Annotated in this window: 18 protein-coding genes and 1 pseudogene; 10 read left to right on the forward strand and 9 right to left on the reverse strand. The window is 71.4% G+C overall.

Going from position 1 to position 16,776, the window contains the following annotated elements; genetic code table 11:
• Window positions 1-60 precede the first annotated feature (60 nt).
• The 7 genes from Prubr_RS27595 (at window position 61) to Prubr_RS27625 (ending at window position 6,961) form a co-directional block, all read left to right on the forward strand.
• The gene (locus Prubr_RS27595; RefSeq protein ID WP_212817815.1) at window positions 61-879 is read left to right on the forward strand and encodes a cyclase family protein; all 819 of its coding nucleotides are present in this window, start codon (window positions 61-63) and stop codon (window positions 877-879) included.
• Window positions 879-1,718 carry a cyclase family protein gene (locus tag Prubr_RS27600; RefSeq protein ID WP_212817816.1) on the forward strand — a complete coding sequence of 280 codons (840 nt, stop codon included), beginning with the start codon at window positions 879-881 and terminating at the stop codon, window positions 1,716-1,718. Before Prubr_RS27595 ends, Prubr_RS27600 begins: the two co-directional genes overlap by 1 nt.
• Window positions 1,715-3,055, forward strand: a complete 1,341-nt coding sequence (locus Prubr_RS27605) for an extracellular solute-binding protein (RefSeq protein ID WP_212817817.1) — start codon at window positions 1,715-1,717, stop codon at window positions 3,053-3,055. The genes Prubr_RS27600 and Prubr_RS27605 overlap by 4 nt, the downstream gene beginning before the upstream one ends.
• A gap of 65 nt (window positions 3,056-3,120) precedes the next feature.
• Complete coding sequence (locus Prubr_RS27610; protein ID WP_212817818.1) at window positions 3,121-4,068, forward strand: carbohydrate ABC transporter permease; 948 nt, start codon at window positions 3,121-3,123, stop codon at window positions 4,066-4,068.
• A gap of 4 nt (window positions 4,069-4,072) precedes the next feature.
• Complete coding sequence (locus tag Prubr_RS27615) at window positions 4,073-4,960, forward strand: carbohydrate ABC transporter permease (protein ID WP_212817819.1); 888 nt, start codon at window positions 4,073-4,075, stop codon at window positions 4,958-4,960.
• 20 nt (window positions 4,961-4,980) lie between these two features.
• A complete protein-coding gene (locus Prubr_RS27620) occupies window positions 4,981-5,502 on the forward strand; it encodes a PPC domain-containing DNA-binding protein (protein WP_212817820.1) in 522 nt (173 codons plus the stop codon).
• Window positions 5,492-6,961, forward strand: a complete 1,470-nt coding sequence (locus tag Prubr_RS27625; RefSeq protein ID WP_212817821.1) for an FGGY-family carbohydrate kinase — start codon at window positions 5,492-5,494, stop codon at window positions 6,959-6,961. Before Prubr_RS27620 ends, Prubr_RS27625 begins: the two co-directional genes overlap by 11 nt.
• A 19-nt stretch (window positions 6,962-6,980) precedes the next feature.
• Here Prubr_RS27625 and Prubr_RS27630 read toward each other — a convergent pair whose 3' ends face one another.
• On the reverse strand, window positions 6,981-7,550 hold the full coding sequence (locus Prubr_RS27630; protein ID WP_212828608.1) for a cob(I)yrinic acid a,c-diamide adenosyltransferase: 570 nt from the start codon (window positions 7,548-7,550) through the stop codon (window positions 6,981-6,983).
• 234 nt (window positions 7,551-7,784) lie between these two features.
• Window positions 7,785-8,057 (reverse strand): annotated as a pseudogene (locus tag Prubr_RS27635) (MerR family DNA-binding transcriptional regulator); the annotation flags it as partial.
• Between the two features lie 44 nt (window positions 8,058-8,101).
• On the opposite strand from Prubr_RS27635, the gene Prubr_RS27640 reads away from it, so the two are divergent.
• The gene (locus Prubr_RS27640; RefSeq protein ID WP_212817822.1) at window positions 8,102-9,274 is read left to right on the forward strand and encodes a maltose acetyltransferase domain-containing protein; all 1,173 of its coding nucleotides are present in this window, start codon (window positions 8,102-8,104) and stop codon (window positions 9,272-9,274) included.
• A gap of 30 nt (window positions 9,275-9,304) precedes the next feature.
• Entirely contained in the window at window positions 9,305-9,904 is a 600-nt protein-coding gene (locus Prubr_RS27645; protein WP_212817823.1) for a sugar O-acetyltransferase, read from the forward strand.
• A gap of 12 nt (window positions 9,905-9,916) precedes the next feature.
• Here Prubr_RS27645 and Prubr_RS27650 read toward each other — a convergent pair whose 3' ends face one another.
• Window positions 9,917-10,825, reverse strand: coding sequence for an SDR family oxidoreductase (locus Prubr_RS27650; RefSeq protein WP_212817824.1), 909 nt, complete (start codon window positions 10,823-10,825; stop codon window positions 9,917-9,919).
• A 53-nt stretch (window positions 10,826-10,878) separates the two neighbouring features.
• On the opposite strand from Prubr_RS27650, the gene Prubr_RS27655 reads away from it, so the two are divergent.
• The gene (locus tag Prubr_RS27655) at window positions 10,879-11,472 is read left to right on the forward strand and encodes a TetR family transcriptional regulator (RefSeq protein ID WP_212817825.1); all 594 of its coding nucleotides are present in this window, start codon (window positions 10,879-10,881) and stop codon (window positions 11,470-11,472) included.
• A gap of 39 nt (window positions 11,473-11,511) precedes the next feature.
• Here Prubr_RS27655 and Prubr_RS27660 read toward each other — a convergent pair whose 3' ends face one another.
• The 6 genes from Prubr_RS27660 to Prubr_RS27685 all read right to left on the reverse strand — a co-directional run bounded on the left by Prubr_RS27660 (window position 11,512) and on the right by Prubr_RS27685 (window position 16,764).
• Window positions 11,512-12,024 carry a GNAT family N-acetyltransferase gene (locus tag Prubr_RS27660; protein ID WP_212817826.1) on the reverse strand — a complete coding sequence of 171 codons (513 nt, stop codon included), beginning with the start codon at window positions 12,022-12,024 and terminating at the stop codon, window positions 11,512-11,514.
• Window positions 12,025-12,028: 4 nt separating this feature from the next.
• The gene (locus Prubr_RS27665) at window positions 12,029-12,997 is read right to left on the reverse strand and encodes an ABC transporter substrate-binding protein (RefSeq protein WP_212817827.1); all 969 of its coding nucleotides are present in this window, start codon (window positions 12,995-12,997) and stop codon (window positions 12,029-12,031) included.
• A 30-nt stretch (window positions 12,998-13,027) separates the two neighbouring features.
• Entirely contained in the window at window positions 13,028-13,780 is a 753-nt protein-coding gene (locus Prubr_RS27670; protein ID WP_212828610.1) for an amino acid ABC transporter ATP-binding protein, read from the reverse strand.
• Window positions 13,781-13,797: 17 nt separating this feature from the next.
• Window positions 13,798-14,799, reverse strand: coding sequence for an amino acid ABC transporter permease (locus Prubr_RS27675; protein WP_212817828.1), 1,002 nt, complete (start codon window positions 14,797-14,799; stop codon window positions 13,798-13,800).
• A 437-nt stretch (window positions 14,800-15,236) separates the two neighbouring features.
• A complete protein-coding gene (locus Prubr_RS27680) occupies window positions 15,237-16,187 on the reverse strand; it encodes a glutathione S-transferase C-terminal domain-containing protein (protein ID WP_212817829.1) in 951 nt (316 codons plus the stop codon).
• A 76-nt stretch (window positions 16,188-16,263) separates the two neighbouring features.
• Window positions 16,264-16,764 (reverse strand): MarR family winged helix-turn-helix transcriptional regulator, encoded by a 501-nt coding sequence (locus Prubr_RS27685; protein ID WP_212817830.1) that lies wholly within the window; start codon window positions 16,762-16,764, stop codon window positions 16,264-16,266.
• Window positions 16,765-16,776 lie beyond the last annotated feature (12 nt).

The following is a 16,776-nucleotide window of genomic DNA, read 5'->3' on the forward strand; positions in this document are numbered from 1 at the left end:
CCACCCGGCCGGCCCGACCAGGCCCGGCTCCCGGACCGTACCCGAAATCTGCGAGGCCCGATGAGAACAGTCAACCTGACACTGCCGCTCTATCCCTTCATGCCGGTCGGCAACGTGTGGGCCTGGGACTCCCCGTTCCAACTCACCCCGGTGACCACCCATGAGCGGCAGGGCGTGGCGACCCACCAGATGAGCTTCCACAGCGAGGCCGGGACGCGGCTCATGCTCGGCGCCTGCTACGACGACGACGCGCCCCGGATCCACGAACTCGACTACGGCACGCTGGTCAACCGCGAGACGGTCGTCATCGACATCCCGAAGCAGGCCGGCGAGGAGATCGAGCCCGACGACATCGACCGGGCCCTGGTCAAGGACCCCGACTACCGCGACGGCGACGCCGTGCTGCTGCGCACCGGGTGGGGCGACGACGAGCGCTACCGCGCCATCGGCGACGAGTACGCCACCACCAGCCCGCACTTCTCGCTCGACGGCGCCAAGCGGCTGGCCGAGGTGATGACCGAACGCGGTAGCGACCTGATGCTGACCGACTGCGCCTACATCGGCAACCTCGGCGAGGGCTTCATGTTCCCGGAGTGGGCGTCGCGCAAGCCGTGGGACCGCCCGCCGTTCCCGTCCCAGCAGGCCCGCATCTACATGCGGCACTACACCCCGGCGCGCGGTGCCGGCGGCGGCGCACCCGACTGGGGGTCGTCGGTCGTGCTGCACCTCGCGATGTCCCCGGTCGCCGCGGTCGCCAACTGCGGCGCCCTGCGTAGCAAGCGGGTACGGGTCACCGTCCTGCCGCTGTTCCTCGCCGGAGCCGAAGGGGCTCCGTGCACCGTACTGGCCGTGGACGGCGACGAGGCGGGAGACGCCTGATGGTTACCAAGACGATCAACCTGACCCGCCCGATCACCACCGAGTCGCCGGCCGGCAGCCTCTTCCCGTGGGAGGCGCCGTACCGGACCGAGGAGATCGCGACGCTGACGTACAACGGCGCGAACCTCTTCCACATCACGATGGGCAGCGGCTCCGCGACCCGGCTGCTGGGACCGGCACTCGGCTCCCCGGCCGGCGCCACCACCGACCAGTTCCCGCCGGAGCGGCTGGTCAACCGGGCCGCGGTCGTCGTCGACTGCCCGCCCGGACCGGATGGCGAGATCTCCGCCGACCAGGTCACCGCGGCCCTGGCCGCCGCCGACCTGCGTACCGGTGACGCGGTCGTCCTCGTCACCGGCTGGGGCGACGACCCGGCCCGGTTCACCACCGAGGAGTTCTATCTCGACAGCCCGCACCTGAGCGTCGAGGCGGCCCGGACCCTCGGCGAACTCCTCGGCCGCAACTCGTCCGACCTGCTGCTCACCGACTGCGTCTATCTCGACCGGCCGGGCGGCGAGCACGCCCGCACCGAGTGGACCGAACTGCGGCCCTGGCTGCGTCCGGTCTTCCCGTCGGACGCCGCGAAGACCTACCTCGCCCACTACCGGCCGGAGAAGGTACGGCAGGACTGGGCCGCCACCCTGGCCCTGACCGGATCCGTCTGGACCGTCGCCGGCCTCGTCGGATGCGGTGCCCTCAGCGGGCGCCGGGTCCGGCTCACCCTCGCCCCGCTGCCCGTCCAGGGCGTCGGCGAGGTCCCCTGCACCGTGGTCGCCCAGGTCTCGGCCGACGACGGTGCCCCCGCAGAACCGGTCTTCTCGTCAGGAGATCAGACATGAAACGCTCGATAGCAAGAACCGTCGCCATAGCCCTGACCGCGGCCCTGGCCCTCACCGCCTGCGGCGGGGGCGGCGGCGGAAACCAGGGTCCGGAATACACCGGTGACACCTTCGACTGGAAGCGCTACGACGGTCAGTCGATCAAGGTGTACGTCGCCGACACCGGCCAGGTCGAGAGCCTGCGCGCCGGACTCGCCGAGTTCACCGAACTCACCGGCATCACCGTCGAGATCGAGGGCTCCGACGTCACCAGCTACCGGCAGAACCTGCCGGTCCGGCTCACCTCACGGGCCTCGGACTTCGACGTCATGGCGACCTTCCCCGAGGTCGACGGCCTGCAGTTCGCCAAGAACGGCTGGTACACCGACCTCGGCCCGTACCTGTCGAACCCGGGCGTGACCGACCCGGAGTACGACTTCGAGGACTTCGGCGCCGGCATCCGCAAGGCGATGACAGTCGAGGAACAGACCGTCACCGTCATGTGGGAGATGCAGACCGACCTGGTCTACTACCGCAAGGACCTGCTGGCGAAGGCCGGGCTTCCGGTGCCGACCACGTTCGCCGAGTGGGAGGCGGCCGCCGCGGCGGTGCACGACCCGGGCAACCGGACGTACGGCTTCGCGCTGCGCGGCATCCCGTACCAGACCACCACCCCGTTCTCGTCCTTCCTGTACGCGCACTGCGGCGAGTGGGTCACCGACGGCAAGGCGGCGATCAACACCCCCGAGGCGCTCAAGGCGTACGAGGTCTACGGCCAGCTCGGCAGCAAGTACGGCCCGCCCGGCATCGCCGGCTTCGACTGGCCCGTACCGTCGCAGCAGTTCGCGCAGGGCAACGTCTTCGCGTTCCTGGACGTGAACCTGTTCGTCAAGGACCTCGAGGACCCGACCAAGTCCCGGGTGGCCGGCAACGTCGGCTACACCACCGTCCCGCGCGCCGACTGCGACGCGGCGCCGTTCATCGGCGGCTGGGGCTACGGCATCAACCCCTTCTCAGAGAAGGGCGACGCCGCCTGGTACTTCATCCAGTGGGCCACCAGCAAGCAGATGAACCTCGACCTGAAGCTCACCGGCTGGCCCAGCCCGCGCGGTTCGGCGTGGGAGTCGCCGGAGTTCAAGCAGGCCGACAAGACGCCCGAGTTCACCCAGGTCGTACTCACCAGCACCGAGACGGCACGGGCCCGGATGAACCCGCCCGTGACCCCCGGTGTCGAGGCCCGCGAGATCGCCGGGCTGGTCGCCAACAAGGGCCTGGAGGGCCAGACCGGCGCCGAACTGAAGCGGACGGCGGACCAGCAGAACGAAAAGCTGCAGGGTCTGCTCGACGCGATGCGTTAGTCACCGGCCGTGGCCGGAGGCCCCCGCCTCCGGCCACGGACCCCGCAAGGGAGGACCTGGTCCCGATGGCCCAGACCACCGAAAGCCCACCACGGCCCACGCCGAAGGCTCCGGCCCCGCAGCCGGCCCCACGCCGCAGGCTGCTCGACGTCCTGGACCGCTACGACCGCTACATCCTGCCGGCGCCCGCGCTGATCGTCGTCGTGGCGATGCTGGCGTTCCCGATCGGCTACACCATCTATCTCAGCTTCCACGAGTGGTCCGGCGGCCTGCGCCCACCGGAGTTCGTCGGCCTCGACAACCTGACCCGGTCGCTGACCGACGGCCAGTTCTGGGGCAGCATCTGGCGCACCGTCTATTTCGTCACGCTCTCGGTCGGCCTGCAGGTCGTCCTCGGTGTCGGGGCGGCGCTGCTGTTCCACCAGCGGTTCCCCGGCCGCGGAATGGCCCGGACCCTCTTCATGTTCCCGATGATCGCGACGCCGGCCGCCGTCGCCCTCGTCTGGAAGATGATGTTCGACCCGACCATCGGCATCCTCAACTACATCGTGCAGTCCGTCGGCGGACCGACCCTGCTGTGGATCAGCGACGCCAACCTCGTCATCCCGGCACTGGCCATCGTGGACACCTGGATGTGGACGCCGCTGGTGATGCTGATCGTGCTGGCCGGGCTGGCCGCCCTGCCGCAGGAACCGTTCGAGGCCGCCAAGGTCGACGGCGCCGGACCGATCCGTACCTTCGTCAGTGTCACACTGCCGCTGCTGAGCCCGGTCATCCTCGTCGCCGCGCTCTTCCGGCTCATCGACGCCATCAAGACGTTCGACATCATCAAAGTCATCACCGACGGCGGTCCCGGCACCGCGTCGGAGACCCTCAACCTGTACGCCTTCAAGCAGGGCCTGTCTTACCTGCACTTCGGGTACGGGTCGATGCTGCTGGTCTGGCTGACCCTGCTGGTCTTCGTCGTCGCGATCGTCTTCACCCGCCTCCGGGCCCGTACCGACCAGGGGTGAACCGATGTCCCAGACCCTGACCCCGCACCGACCGACCGCGAAGCCGGCCGCCCGGCCGGCGGCCCGCCCCCGGCGCAGGCGGGGGTCGATCCTCGGCCGGATCGGGCTTGCCGTCGCCCTCACCGTCGCGCTCGCCCCGGCCCTGTTCGTGTTCTTCTGGATGCTGACCTCGTCGTTCAAGCAGCAGGTCGACATCTACTCGATCCCGCCGAAGTGGTTCGACTTCACACCCACGCTGGACAACTACCGGGACGCGCTGACCCGCACCCCGTTCGGCCGCTACATGACCAACAGCCTGGTCGTCGCCGCCTGCTCCAGCCTGCTCGGGCTGGCGATCGGCGTGCCGGCGGCGTACAGCATCGCCCGCTACCGGCAGACCAAGCTGTCGCTGTCGCTGCTGACCGCCCGGCTGCTGCCCGGCGTCGCCTACCTGGTGCCGTTCTTCGTCGCGTTCACCGCGCTGCGGATGGTCGGCACCTACCCGGCGCTGATCCTGTCGCACGTCATCATCACGTTCCCGCTCACCGTCTTCATCATGGTGAACTTCTTCGCCGCCCTGCCCGAGGAGGTCTACGACGCGGCGCAGGTCGACGGGTGCGGGAAGCTGGAGACGTTTTGGCGGATCGCCGTGCCGCTGACCCGACCCGGCATGCTCACCGCCGGCATCCTCGCGTTCATCTTCTCCTGGAACGACTTCAAGATGGCGCTCATCCTCTCCGACGGCGACAGCCGCACCCTGCCGGTCGCCGTCTTCAACTTCGTCCACGAGGCGTCCCTGGACTGGGGGCCGATGATGGCCTACGCCTCGATCATCATGCTGCCCGTCTTCGTCCTCACCCTCGCCGCGCAGCGGCACATCGTCACCGGAATGACGATGGGCAGCGTCAAGTGACCAACACCCCGGGAGGCACCATGACCAGCACCGTACCCACCGTCGTCAGCCGCGCCGCCGGCAACGGCCGGGTGATCGCCGCGAGCATCAAGCCCGGCGCCCAGTTGACCGACTCGATCGAGCAGGTCTGCCGCGACCACGGCGTGCACACCGCCGTCATCCTCTCGGTGATCGGCACCATCCAGGAGGTCTACCTGCGCAATCCGCGCGACATCACGACCCTGCCGATCCACCGCGAGCACGAGTTCGCCGACGAGATCGACACCGTCGTGCTCCAGCGCCCGATGGAGATCCTCTCCATCCAGGGCAACGTCACCACCCTCGACGGCAAGCTCTGGGCGCACTGCCACGCCCTGTTCTCCGAGGCCGGCGGCAACGTCCGCGGCGGCCACGTCTTCCGGGCCACCATCTGGAGCCAGGGCGAGGTCTTCCTCCAGGAGCTGACCGACATCCGCATCGACCGCGAGTACGACCGGGAGGTCACCGGCCTGCCGCAGATCCGCCTGCACGGCTGCGACGCGGGGCCCGCCGATGGCCGGTGAACCCTGCCTGCTCGGTGTCGACATCGGCACGTCGAGCAGCAAGGGGGTGCTCACCGACCCGGCCGGGACCGTGCTGGCCACCGCGACGCGTCCGCACGGCGTCGCGCGGCCCCGGCCGGGGTGGGTGGAGCACGACCCCGAGGCGGTCTGGTGGGCGGACTTCGTCGCCATCGTCGCGGACCTGCTCGCGGTGGCGCCCGGACCGGTCGCCGCGGTGGCGGTCAGCGGCATCGGCCCGTGCGTCCTGCCGGCGACCGCCGACGGGCGGCCGCTGCGCCCGGCGATCCTGTACGGCGTCGACACCCGGGCCACCGCCGAGATCGCCGAGCTGACCGCCGCGATCGGCGCCGCCGAGATCGTCCGGCGCGGCGGCAACCGGCTCACCAGCCAGGCGGTCGGCCCGAAACTGGCCTGGATCCGGCGGCACGAGCCCGCCGTCTGGGCCGACACCCGCCGGTTCTTCATGGCCAGTTCGTTCCTGGTCCACCGGCTCACCGGCGAGTACGTCTTCGACCACCACTCGGCGAGCCAGAGCGACCCGCTCTACGACCTGCACGCGCAGGCGTGGCTCGACGACCTGGCCGCGGAGATCGCGCCCGGGCTGGAACTGCCCCGGCTGCTGTGGCCGGCCGAGACCGCCGGCACGGTGACCGCCGCCGCGGCCGCCGCCACCGGCCTGCCCGCCGGCATCCCGGTCACCGCCGGCACCGTCGACGCCTGGGCCGAGGCCGTCAGCGTCGGCGCCACCCGGCCCGGCGACCTGATGCTGATGTACGGCACCACGATGTTCCTCACCCGGGTGGTGCCCGAACCGGTGGTCCACCCCCGCATGTGGGCGACCGCCGGCGTCTTCCCCGGCAGCTTCTGCGTCGCCGGCGGCACGGCCACCTCCGGCGCCGTCGTCGAGTGGCTGCGTGACCTGACCGGCGGCCCCGGCTACGAGCGCCTGACCGCCGAGGCCGACGCCGTACCCGCCGGTGCCGACGGCCTGGTCGTGCTGCCGTACTTCGCCGGTGAACGGACCCCGCTGTTCGACGAGAAGGCGCGCGGTGTCGTCGCCGGGCTGACCCTCGACCACGGGCGCGGGCACCTCTACCGGGCGGTGCTGGAGGGGACCGCGTACGCGGTGCGGCACCACCTCGACGAGATGGCCGGGCTGCTGGCGGCGCCGGACCGGGTCATCGCGGTCGGCGGCGGGGCACGCTCGCTGTGGACCCGGATCGTCTCCGACGTCACCGGGCGGCCGCAACTGATCCCGGAGCAGACGATCGGGGCGAGCTACGGCGACGCCTACCTCGCCGGGCTCGCCGCCGGACTCGTCGGGCGGGACGACGACTGGACGCGCTTCGCCGGCCGGGTCGAACCGGATCCGGCGACCGCCGACGCCTACCGGCGCGGGTATGCGGCGTACCGGGATCTCTATCCGGCGACCCGGGACATCGTCCACGCCCTGGCGTGAGCCGGCCGGCCCGGTGATGTCAGGGGGTGACGGGCCGGCGTCCGGGCTGCCACAGCACCTCCGGGCCACCGTTGGCGGCGGCCCGGGCGAGGATGAACAGCAGGTCGGAGAGCCGGTTGAGATACCGGGTCAGCTGCGGGTTCACGTCGGGTACGGCCAGCGCCCGCCGCTCCGCGCGCCGGCAGACGGTACGGCACACGTGCAGCTGCGCCGCCGGCGGCGTGCCGCCGGGCAGCACGAACGACCGCAGTGCGGGCAGGCCGGCGTTGACCCGGTCGCAGATCTCCTCCAGCCAGGTGACGTACGACCCGTCGACGCGGGGTCCCTCGTCCGGCGTCGGCCCGCCGCCGGGGCGGCTGAGGTCGGCGCCGATGTCGAACAGGTCGTTCTGGATCTGCCGCAGCCAACCGGCGTACCCGTCGGGCAGGTCGGGCACGGCCAGGGCGACGCCGACGGCGGCGGTCAGTTCGTCGACCGCACCGCCGGCCTCGACGCGCGGATCGGTCTTCGACACCCGGCTCAGGTCGGCGAGGTGGGTCCGGCCGTCGTCGCCGGTGCGGGTGTAGACGCGGGTGAGGCGGACGGTCATGGCCATCGTCTCCAGGGTGTCGAGCAGGTCGTCGGTCGAGGGGGCGCGGTCGTGTTCGAGCTGGTCGATAACCTCGTCGAGCCGGCCGTGCAGGCGTCGCGCGTGCGCGAGCTGTTCGCGGACCCGTTTCCGGTGCAGGCGGGCGGTGGCGAGCAGCGAGGTCGGGTCGTCGGTGGCGAGCACCGCCTCGATCTCGGGCAACGGCAGGCCGAGCCCGCGCAGTGCCAGTACGCGGTAGAGGCGGGTGACGTCGTCCCCGGTGTAGCGGCGGTGCCCGCTTCCGGTGCGCCCCGAGCAGGGCACCAGCCCGGTCCGGTCGTAGTGGTGCAGCGTGCGGACGGTGACGCCGGCGGCGCGGGCGAGCGCGCCGACCGACCACAGGCGCGGTTCCGGTCGGCTCATGCGCGGAAAGCTACGACATGACGCAACGTCAGGTTCAACGTCGCGGGAGCCGCTGCCGGGGGACGTCGAGCCGCCCGCGTCGCCGACACGTACGTTCGTACGCATCGGCGGTGCGGGTGGTGCGGACCGGGCCGCCTAGGCTGACCGGCATGGGGACACGACGGGTGGATCCGGAACGCCGGGACCGCATCATCGACGCGGCGCTCGCCCTGATCGCCGAGGAGGGCGTCGCCGGCATCTCGCACCGCAAGGTCGCCCAGCGCGCCGACGTCCCGCTCGGCTCGATGACCTACCACTTCGAGGGGATGGGCGAGCTGCTCCGCGAGGCGTTCACGCGGTTCGCCGGCACGGTGAGCGCCCGGTTCGAGGAACGGCTCGCCGCGGCCCGCGACCTCGACGAGGCCCGTGCCGTCGTGGTCGACGTCATCCACCACGACGACCCGGTCAACCCCCGCGACCTCGTGCTGACCCACGAGCTGTACACCCTCGCCGCCCGCGAACCCGCCTACCGGGAGCTGACCCGGGCCTGGATGCGGCGCAGCCGCGACATCCTGGAACGCCACTTCGACCCGGCGACGGCCCGGCAGCTGGATGCGCTCATCGAGGGGTTGATCATTCACCGGGCGCTCGACACCACCCCGGCCGACCGCGCGCTGACCGTCGACGCCGTCGAGCGGATCACGGCCGGTCCGGTGGCCGGGCGGCGGGACGGGGCCACCGGGCCGGCGCCCGCCGGACTCGACGCGCTCCGCGCCCGGATGCTCGCCGGCCGGATGTACGACGACACCGCCGCGGAACTGGTCGAGGCCCGGCGGCGGACGGTGCTGCTGACCGACGAGTACAACGCCAGCTTCGGGCGGCCGCAGGCCGACCGCGAACGGCTCCTGCGCCGGCTCCTGGCCGCCGTCGGCCGCGACTGCCACTTCGAGCCGACGTTCCGCTGCGAGTTCGGGTTCAACATCCGCATCGGCGACAACTTCTACGCCAACTTCGACTGCGTCATGCTCGACGGCGGCGGCATCACCATCGGCGACGACGTGCTCTTCGGGCCGCGGGTCGGCATCTACACCGCGAACCACGCGATCGACCCGGCCGAACGTGCCGCCGGCGCCTGTTACGCCAGGCCGGTCGTGATCGGCGACCGGGTGTGGATCGGCGGCGACGTCACGATCAACCAGGGGGTCACGATCGGGGCCGGCTCGATCGTCGGGTCCGGCAGCGTGGTCACGAAACCGGTGCCGTCCGGCGTGGTCGCCGCCGGCAACCCGGCCCGGGTGCTGCGCGAGATCACCGACGCGGACCGGACCGGTTTCCGGCCCTGACCGGCCGGCCGTCTGTGTACGATCGTACGCATGACTGACGGTCGGTCCATGCGGGAGCGGATGCTCGCCGGTGACCTCTACCTCGCCGAGGATCCCGAACTGGGAGAACTGCTCCACCGGGCGTCCGGGCTGATGGACGCGTACAACGCGAACCCGCTGCCGGCGGCCGACGAGCGGCGCCGGCTGCTGACCGAGCTGCTGGGGGAGATCGGCGAGGGCACCGAGATCCGGCCGCCGCTGCGGGTCGACTACGGCGGGCAGATCCGCATCGGCGCCCGCTGTTTCGCCAACTTCGGACTGGTCGCGCTGGACGTCGCCGCGATCACCATCGGCGACGACGTCCAGATCGGGGCGAACGTCCAGCTCCTGACGCCCACCCACCCGATCGAGCCGGTGCTCCGCCGACAGAAGTGGGAGGCCGCCAGGCCGATCACCATCGGCGACAACGTCTGGCTCGGCAGCGGGGTCATCGTGCTGCCGGGCGTGACGATCGGCGAGAACACGGTGGTGGGTGCGGGCGCGGTCGTCACCAAGGACCTGCCCGCCAACGTCGTCGCGGTCGGCAACCCGGCCCGGGTCGTACGGGAGATCGACCCGGACGCCCCGGTCACCGACCCCCGGGCGGGCTGACCCGGGCGGCGGTCAGCGGTAGCCGGTGACGTCGGCGGGCCTACCGGCGTCCTGGACCTCGACGATGTAACGCCAGCAGTCCGGCCGGGAGCCGTCGAGGTCGGTGAAGCCGTACTCGGCGGCGAGCCCGCCGCTGGACAGCGACCGCCCGTTCCACCGGGCCCGGTCGGCGTCGGCGGCCAGGGCGGCGACGGCCCGACCGACGAACCGGGGCGTCTCCGAGATGGCGAAGTGCGGTTCCCGCTCGAGGGCGTCCCGCCAGTTCTCCTCGGTGACGCCGAACATGTCGAGCATGATCTCCGACCGCATCCAGCCGGGGGTGAGCGTGACGGCGGTGGCGCCGTACGGGGCGAGGTCCTTGGCGTGCGCCCAGCCGAGCCGGCCGACGGCGGTCTTGGCGAGGTCGTAGAACGGCGACAGCCGGTAGTTGCCGGCGTTGTACTCGGCGGTGCCGTCGGTCATCTCGACGAGCAGGCCGCCGGGCCGCTCGATGAGCAGCGGCAGCGCGTGGTGCGCGGTGATCAGGTGGGTGTCGACGGCCAGCCGTAGCTGGCGCAGCCCCTTGTCCAGGTCGTGCTTCCAGACCGGGGTGTTCCACTCCGTCAGGTATTCGCCGCCCCAGATGTCGTTGACCAGTACGTCGAGCCGGCCGGTCTCGGCGCGGATCCGGTCGACCAGCGCGGCGACCTCGGTCGGGACGAGGTGGTCGACGCGGACCGGGATGCCGATGCCGCCGGCGGCGTCGACCATGGCGGCGGTCTCCTCGATGGTTTCGGGGCGGCCGTACTCCGACCGCTGCGTTCCGCTCGTGCGTCCGGTCACGTAGACCCGGGCGCCGATCGCCCCGAGTTCGACGGCGATGCCGCGCCCGGCCCCACGGGTGCCACCCGCCACCAGAGCGACGATCTGCGACTCATGCATCGGACTGTGCCCCCACTCTTTTGTAAACGACCGTTCGTTTATATAGTGGTGGCATGCCGCGCCGCAAATCAGTTCCTGACGAGCAGATCCTGGACGACGTCCTGGGCCTGATCGAACAAGTCGGCGGGGCACCGTCCTTCGCGGCGGTCGCGGCCGCCTCGGGGCTCGCCCCGGCGACCCTGGTCCAGCGGTTCGGGACGAAGGAGGCCATGGTCGCGGCGGCGCTCGCCCGCGCCTGGGACCGTCTGGAGGCGCGGACGGAGCGGGCCGTCGCCGCCATGGCACCCGGTCCCGAGGGGGCCGTGGACCTGCTGGTCGAACTCAGCGGGGACTACGACGGCGGCGGCTACGTGGACGGGCTGGTGCTCCTGCGCGAAGACCTCCGCCGGTCGGCGACGAGGGCCCGCGGGCTCGCCTGGCTCCACCGCCTGGAGACCGCGGTCGACGCCGCGATCGGCGGCACCGGTGGCGCGGACCGCCCGGTCGGACGGCTGCTGGTGTCGCTGTGGCAGGGCGAACTCGCCTGGTGGGGTTTTGCCGGCCAGGGCCGGGCCGGCGATCACGTACGGCCCCGGCTCGAACACCTCCTACGCGCCGTCCTGCCCGGGGCCGGGCCGGGACCGCGGCCGGAGCCCGGGCACCGGTAGCCCGCCACGCACGTTCGGCGGGCCACCGGTGGCGTGCGGCTACCGGGTCAGCTCCGGCCCGAAGAGCTCCGCCGTGGACAGCGGCAGGTGCGTCTCGAACGGCAGGTACGGCAGGCTCGTCCGGTCGGCGTCGAGGTCGTACCGGGGCTGGTAGCCCAGGTGCAGATAGAGCGCCTCGGCCTCCGGCTGGCGCGGTCCGGTCGTCAGCCAGATGCGGCGGTATCCGCGGCGGACCGCCTCGGCCTCCAGTTCGCGCATCACCTGCCGGGCCAGCCCCTGGCGGCGGTGCGCCGAGTCGGTCCACACCCGCTTGATCTCGGCGGTCTCGCGGTCGTACCGGCGGAAGGCGCCACCGGCCACGGCCGTGCCGTCCGCCGTGAGCAGCAGCAGGAAGGCGCCGTGCGGCGGGGCGAAGTCGCCGGCCGGATACCGCGTCATCTCCTCGTTCGGCCCGTAGCGGGTCCGGTATTCGTGGGTCAGCTCGTCGAGCAGCGGACGGGCCGCCGGATCGGCCGGGCTGGTGTAGCGGACCGTCAGTCGTCGTGCCGTCATCGGGTCAGCTCCTGGGGAGCCCGGGCGGGTTGACCTGCGAGGTGGGGATCGCCTCGTCGCCGAGCCCCCAGCGGGCCAGGACCTGGGCGTACGTGCCGTCCTGGATGACCGCGTTCAGTGCCGCGCTCAGCGCCTCGGCGAACCCGTTGCCCTTCTGCGTCATCGCCGCGATCTGGGCGGGTACCTCGCCGCCGCCGGGGACGATCCCGACGACCTTGGTCTTGCCGCTGACCGCGGCGTGGTAGGCGACCGACGGGTTCGGCCCGAAGTACGCGTCGATCCGGCCGGACAGCAGGGCGAGCTGGTAGTCGGTCGAGGTCTGGTAGTAGGTGATGTTCACCGGGGCGAGGCCGGCGGCCTTGTTCTGCGCGTCCCAGCGCAACAGGACCTCCTCCTGGTTGGTACCGGACCCGACCGAGACGTTCAGGCCGGCGATGTCGGCCGGCTTTTCGATCTTGTCGATGCCGCCGTCGATGCGGACCTCCCAGCCCAGCGAGTCGACCCGGTAGGTGGCGAAGTCGTAGATGTCCTTGCGTTCCTCGGTCACCGTGATGTTGGAGAAGCCGACCTCGTTCTGCCCGGAGCGGACCGCGAGGAACAGGTTGTCCCAGGAGGTCGGCTGCAGGTCGAGTTCCAGCCCCAGTACGTCGGCCACCAACTGGGCGATGTCCGGTTCGGCCCCGATCAGGGTGCGGTCGTCGTCGGCCCGGAAGTACAGCGGCGGTGTCGTGCCGGCGCTGATCCCGACGTTGAGCCTGCCGTCCGCCGCGACGGCCGCGGGCACCTTGGCCGCGATGGCGTCGACCTTCGTGCTACGTATCCGCTTCTGGTCCGGGCTGGTGTTGATCACCGTCGACCCGGCCTGCTCGCCGGTGGTGGCGACGGGCTCGTCGTCGGGCGCTCCGCAGGCGGCCAGTGCGAGCAGCGCGGTCAGGGCCAGCGCGACGACCCGGCGAGGTCGGTTACGGGACATGCGGACTCCTTGGAGAGGGGGATCGGTGGGTCACAGGACCTTCGCCAGGAACGCGCGGGTCCGTTCGTGCTTCGGCCGGTCGAGCACCTCGTCGGGTGGGCCCTGCTCGACGATCACGCCGCCGTCCAGGAAGACGACGGTGTCGGCGACCTCGCGGGCGAAGCCGACCTCGTGCGTGACGACGACCATCGTGGTGCCGGCCCGGGCCAGGTCCTTCATCACCTCGAGCACCTCGCCGACCAGTTCCGGGTCGAGGGCGGAGGTCGGTTCGTCGAAGAGCAGCACCTTGGGGCGTAGCGCCAGGGCGCGGGCGATCGCGACCCGCTGCTGCTGCCCGCCGGACAGCCGGCGCGGATAGGCGTCGGCCTTGTCCGCCAGCCCGACCCGGTCGAGCAGTTCGGCGGCGAGTTCGAGCACCTCCCGCCGGGGCCGGCCCTGCGCCGACACCGGTGCCTCGGCGACGTTCTCCAGCGCGGTCAGGTGCGGGAAGAGGTTGAAGTTCTGGAAGACGAACCCGATGTGGGTGCGCTGCCGCAGGATCTCCCGTTCCTTCAGTTCGCGCAGCCGGTTGCCGGTACGCCGGTAGCCGATCAGCTCGCCGTCGATGCGTACCGAGCCGCGGTTGACCTTCTCCAGGTGGTTGACGCAGCGCAGCAGCGTCGACTTGCCGGAGCCGGAGGGGCCCAGCACGACCACCACCTCGCCGGCGCGGACCCGCAGGTCGACCCCGCGCAGCACCTCGAGTGGGCCGAAGCTCTTGTGGATGCCGTGCAGCTCCACCATCGGCCGCTGCGGGGCGCTCACCGCTCACCCGCCAGGTCCGCGGCGAGCTGTTCCCGGCCGGCGCGGCGCTGCCGCCGGGCCGCCGTCGCGGTGGCGACGAGCCGGCGGATCCGTTGCACCGGCGTCGGCGGGAGCGTCCGTACGGCGCCCCGGGCGTAGTGCCGTTCGACGTGGTACTGCACGACCGACAGGACGGTGGTCAACAGCAGGTACCAGATCGCCGCGACCAGCAGCAGCGCGATGACCCGGCCGTTGCGGGCGTAGATCACCTGCACCTGGTAGAAGAGTTCCGGGATGGCCATGATGTAGACGACCGAGGTCCCCTTGACCATTCCGATGATCTCGTTGCCGGCGTTGGGGATGATGCTCCGCATCGCCTGCGGCAGCAGGATCCGCCGCACCTGGCGGCCCCGCGGGATGCCGAGCGCGGCGGCCGCCTCCAGCTGGCCCTGGTCGACCGAGAGGAACCCGGACCGGACGATCTCGGCGGCGTAGGCCGCCTGGTGCAGGGCCAGGCCCAGCGTCGCGGCGGTCATCGGCCCGATCAGGTGCATCGTGTCGACGGCGACGAACGACGGGCCGAACGGGACGCCGAACGAGATCTGGTCGTACAGCAGCGCCAGGTTGAACCAGAAGAGCAGCTGCAGGATCAGCGGTACGGAGCGGAACAGCCACACGTAGCCCCAGGCGACGCTGGTCAGCAGCGGGCTCGCGGACAGCCGCATGAGGGCGATCACGGTGCCGAGTAGGAAGCCGAGCACGATGCCGAGCACGGTGAGCTGCAGGGTCGTGCCCACCGACCGCAGGACGGTCTCGTAGAAGAGGTACTGCCCGACGAAGTGCCAGTCCCAGGCCGGATTGGTGATCAACGCGTTGGCGGCCATGGCGACCAGCACCAGTGTCACGGCGGTCGCCACCCACCGCCAGGGATGCCGGGCCGGCACCACCTTCAGCGGCTTCTCCTCGGGCTGCGCCTCGGGCGGCCCGGGCCGGTCGATCGCGGGTGCGGGGGCGGTCATCGTGGCCTCCAGGAAGGCCCCGGGCCGGCCGGTGGCCGGGCGGCACGGGACGGCGCGATGCGGCGCCGACCCGGTCGGGGCGGGGGAGCGGGGTGGTGTGGGCGGCGCTCGCGCCGGTGGCTCAGGCGCGGGGTCGACGGACCGCCCGGTCGCCGACGGTCAGCGCGGACACCGCCCGCCGGCGTATCGCACGAGGTCGATGACGAGGCGGGCGACGAGAAATTCTGCCGCGCGGTGCATGGGCTCGATATTCATCAATTACACGAGCCGTGTCAATGGTTGTCCCAGTTTTGGTTTCTGTATTTGCTGCGCCATTGATCAAACGTGCTGGCCAGCGACGATTCTTGATGATCTCCCATGGGTTGAGTGGGAGATAAAACTGTTACGGCGATTACTTGAATGGGAACATCGTTAAATGCCGAGGTCAGCTGTGATCGTCAATGGGAAACGGTGTGCCCGGTGATCGGTCCGGTCGGCCGGTGCGCCGGTTCGTGCCAGTCCGGCAGTTCGGCGCCGGGTGCGGCGAAGGAGTCGAAGTCGGTGCTGTCCCGGAAGGCCGGCAGCGTGTAGAGGTCCCGGGCGTACGCCCACAGGTGCGGGTAGACGTGCAGGCCCGAATTGATCGAACGCCGGGCGTTGGGGCCGACGTCGAAGCGGACCAGGGTCACCCAGAGCCGGATGTCGGCCTCCGTGACGGTCGGTCCGACCAGGTAGCGCCGGGTCGCCAGCCGGCTGTCGAGGGCGGCGAACGCGTCGAGCAGTGCCGCGCGGGCCTTGACGCCCTCGGGCCCCGGCCGGGCCGCCACGCCGACGCCGTGGTTGACGACCGGCCCGAGCCAGGCGTCCAGTTCCTCGATCTCGGCCCGGTGTGCCTCGGGGTAGGTGTCCGTCACCGGTTCGGCGACGCGCCGGAACCGGGTCGCGAGGTCGATCCCGATGGTCTTGAAGTCGTTGCTGGCCACGCGGGCGCTGGCGCGGTCCCACAACGTCGGCACCGACACGTGCCCGTCGAAGCCCTCCTCCGTCGCCTCGTAGGCCTGCCGCAGCAGGCTGAAGCCGTTCACGGGGTCCGGTCCGAAACGCTCGCGGAACGCCCAGCCGCGGCCGTCCCGCTCGTTGTCCACGTAGGACAGGGTGACGACCTCTGTGAGGTTCGCCAGGGCGCGGGTGATCTCCAGCCGTTGCGACCACGGGCAGAACCGGCCGGCGTAGAGGTGGTAGCGCCCGGCCCGGGCGGTGAGGTCACCGGCGGCGCCGTCCTCGACGATCCGGTCGGCGAACCGGTAGAGCGGGCGTGGATCGTCGGGCCGGCGGGTGATGCGGTACTCCCCGAAGCGCCGGGTGTCGGCCGGGCTGGCCAGTCCATCGGAAATGGGCGGTCGTGGCATGGGAACCTCCGAATGGCGACCGAGAATAACCCATTAAACCTACCGCCTAGATAGGTTATGGTACAGGTCTGCGGAGCTACCGTTCGATGCGGCCCAGCCAGGCGGTGAGGATCGTCTCGAACTGGGTCGCCTCCTGCGCGGTGAGGGTGTCGAGCAGGCGGCGTTCGTTGCGCATGTGCTCGGTGAACGCCTGGTCGATCAGGCGCCGGCCGGCCGGGGTCAGTGCCACGACCCGCCCGCGCCCGTCGGTCGTGCTCCGCCGGCGGGTCACCAGGCCGTCGCGTTCGAGCCGGTCGACGCGCTTGGTCATGGCGCCGGTGGTGACCATCGTGAAGTGGGCGAGTTCGCCGGGCGCCCGCTCGTACGGCTCGCCGGCCCGCCGCAGGGCGGCCAGCACGTCGAACTCGCCCTCGCTGAGGCCGTGCCGGCGGTAGACGACGCACAGTTCCTCGGTCAGGTGGGCGGCGAGCCGGTGCAGGCGGCCGATCACCGCCTGCGGCGTCACGTCGACGTCGGGCCGTTCCCGGGCCCACTCCTGCTGGATGCGGGCGACGTGGTCGAGGCGCTGCTCACTCATGCCCACAGCCTA

Source organism: Polymorphospora rubra, assembly GCF_018324255.1.
GTDB lineage: Bacteria > Actinomycetota > Actinomycetes > Mycobacteriales > Micromonosporaceae > Polymorphospora > Polymorphospora rubra.

Excerpts from the sequence above, each read along its gene's own strand:
- Prubr_RS27660 (WP_212817826.1), bottom strand. The coding sequence starts at position 12,024 with ATGACGGCACGACGACTGACGGTCCGCTACACCAGCCCGGCCGATCCG.
- Prubr_RS27645 (WP_212817823.1), top strand. The coding sequence starts at position 9,305 with ATGACTGACGGTCGGTCCATGCGGGAGCGGATGCTCGCCGGTGACCTC.
- Prubr_RS27680 (WP_212817829.1), bottom strand. The coding sequence starts at position 16,187 with ATGCCACGACCGCCCATTTCCGATGGACTGGCCAGCCCGGCCGACACC.
- Prubr_RS27610 (WP_212817818.1), top strand. The coding sequence starts at position 3,121 with ATGGCCCAGACCACCGAAAGCCCACCACGGCCCACGCCGAAGGCTCCG.
- Prubr_RS27605 (WP_212817817.1), top strand. The coding sequence starts at position 1,715 with ATGAAACGCTCGATAGCAAGAACCGTCGCCATAGCCCTGACCGCGGCC.
- Prubr_RS27620 (WP_212817820.1), top strand. The coding sequence starts at position 4,981 with ATGACCAGCACCGTACCCACCGTCGTCAGCCGCGCCGCCGGCAACGGC.
- Prubr_RS27640 (WP_212817822.1), top strand. The coding sequence starts at position 8,102 with ATGGGGACACGACGGGTGGATCCGGAACGCCGGGACCGCATCATCGAC.
- Prubr_RS27615 (WP_212817819.1), top strand. The coding sequence starts at position 4,073 with ATGTCCCAGACCCTGACCCCGCACCGACCGACCGCGAAGCCGGCCGCC.
- Prubr_RS27685 (WP_212817830.1), bottom strand. The coding sequence starts at position 16,764 with ATGAGTGAGCAGCGCCTCGACCACGTCGCCCGCATCCAGCAGGAGTGG.
- Prubr_RS27650 (WP_212817824.1), bottom strand. The coding sequence starts at position 10,825 with ATGCATGAGTCGCAGATCGTCGCTCTGGTGGCGGGTGGCACCCGTGGG.
- Prubr_RS27630 (WP_212828608.1), bottom strand. The coding sequence starts at position 7,550 with ATGACCGTCCGCCTCACCCGCGTCTACACCCGCACCGGCGACGACGGC.
- Prubr_RS27595 (WP_212817815.1), top strand. The coding sequence starts at position 61 with ATGAGAACAGTCAACCTGACACTGCCGCTCTATCCCTTCATGCCGGTC.
- Prubr_RS27600 (WP_212817816.1), top strand. The coding sequence starts at position 879 with ATGGTTACCAAGACGATCAACCTGACCCGCCCGATCACCACCGAGTCG.
- Prubr_RS27675 (WP_212817828.1), bottom strand. The coding sequence starts at position 14,799 with ATGACCGCCCCCGCACCCGCGATCGACCGGCCCGGGCCGCCCGAGGCG.
- Prubr_RS27655 (WP_212817825.1), top strand. The coding sequence starts at position 10,879 with ATGCCGCGCCGCAAATCAGTTCCTGACGAGCAGATCCTGGACGACGTC.
- Prubr_RS27670 (WP_212828610.1), bottom strand. The coding sequence starts at position 13,780 with ATGGTGGAGCTGCACGGCATCCACAAGAGCTTCGGCCCACTCGAGGTG.
- Prubr_RS27665 (WP_212817827.1), bottom strand. The coding sequence starts at position 12,997 with ATGTCCCGTAACCGACCTCGCCGGGTCGTCGCGCTGGCCCTGACCGCG.
- Prubr_RS27625 (WP_212817821.1), top strand. The coding sequence starts at position 5,492 with ATGGCCGGTGAACCCTGCCTGCTCGGTGTCGACATCGGCACGTCGAGC.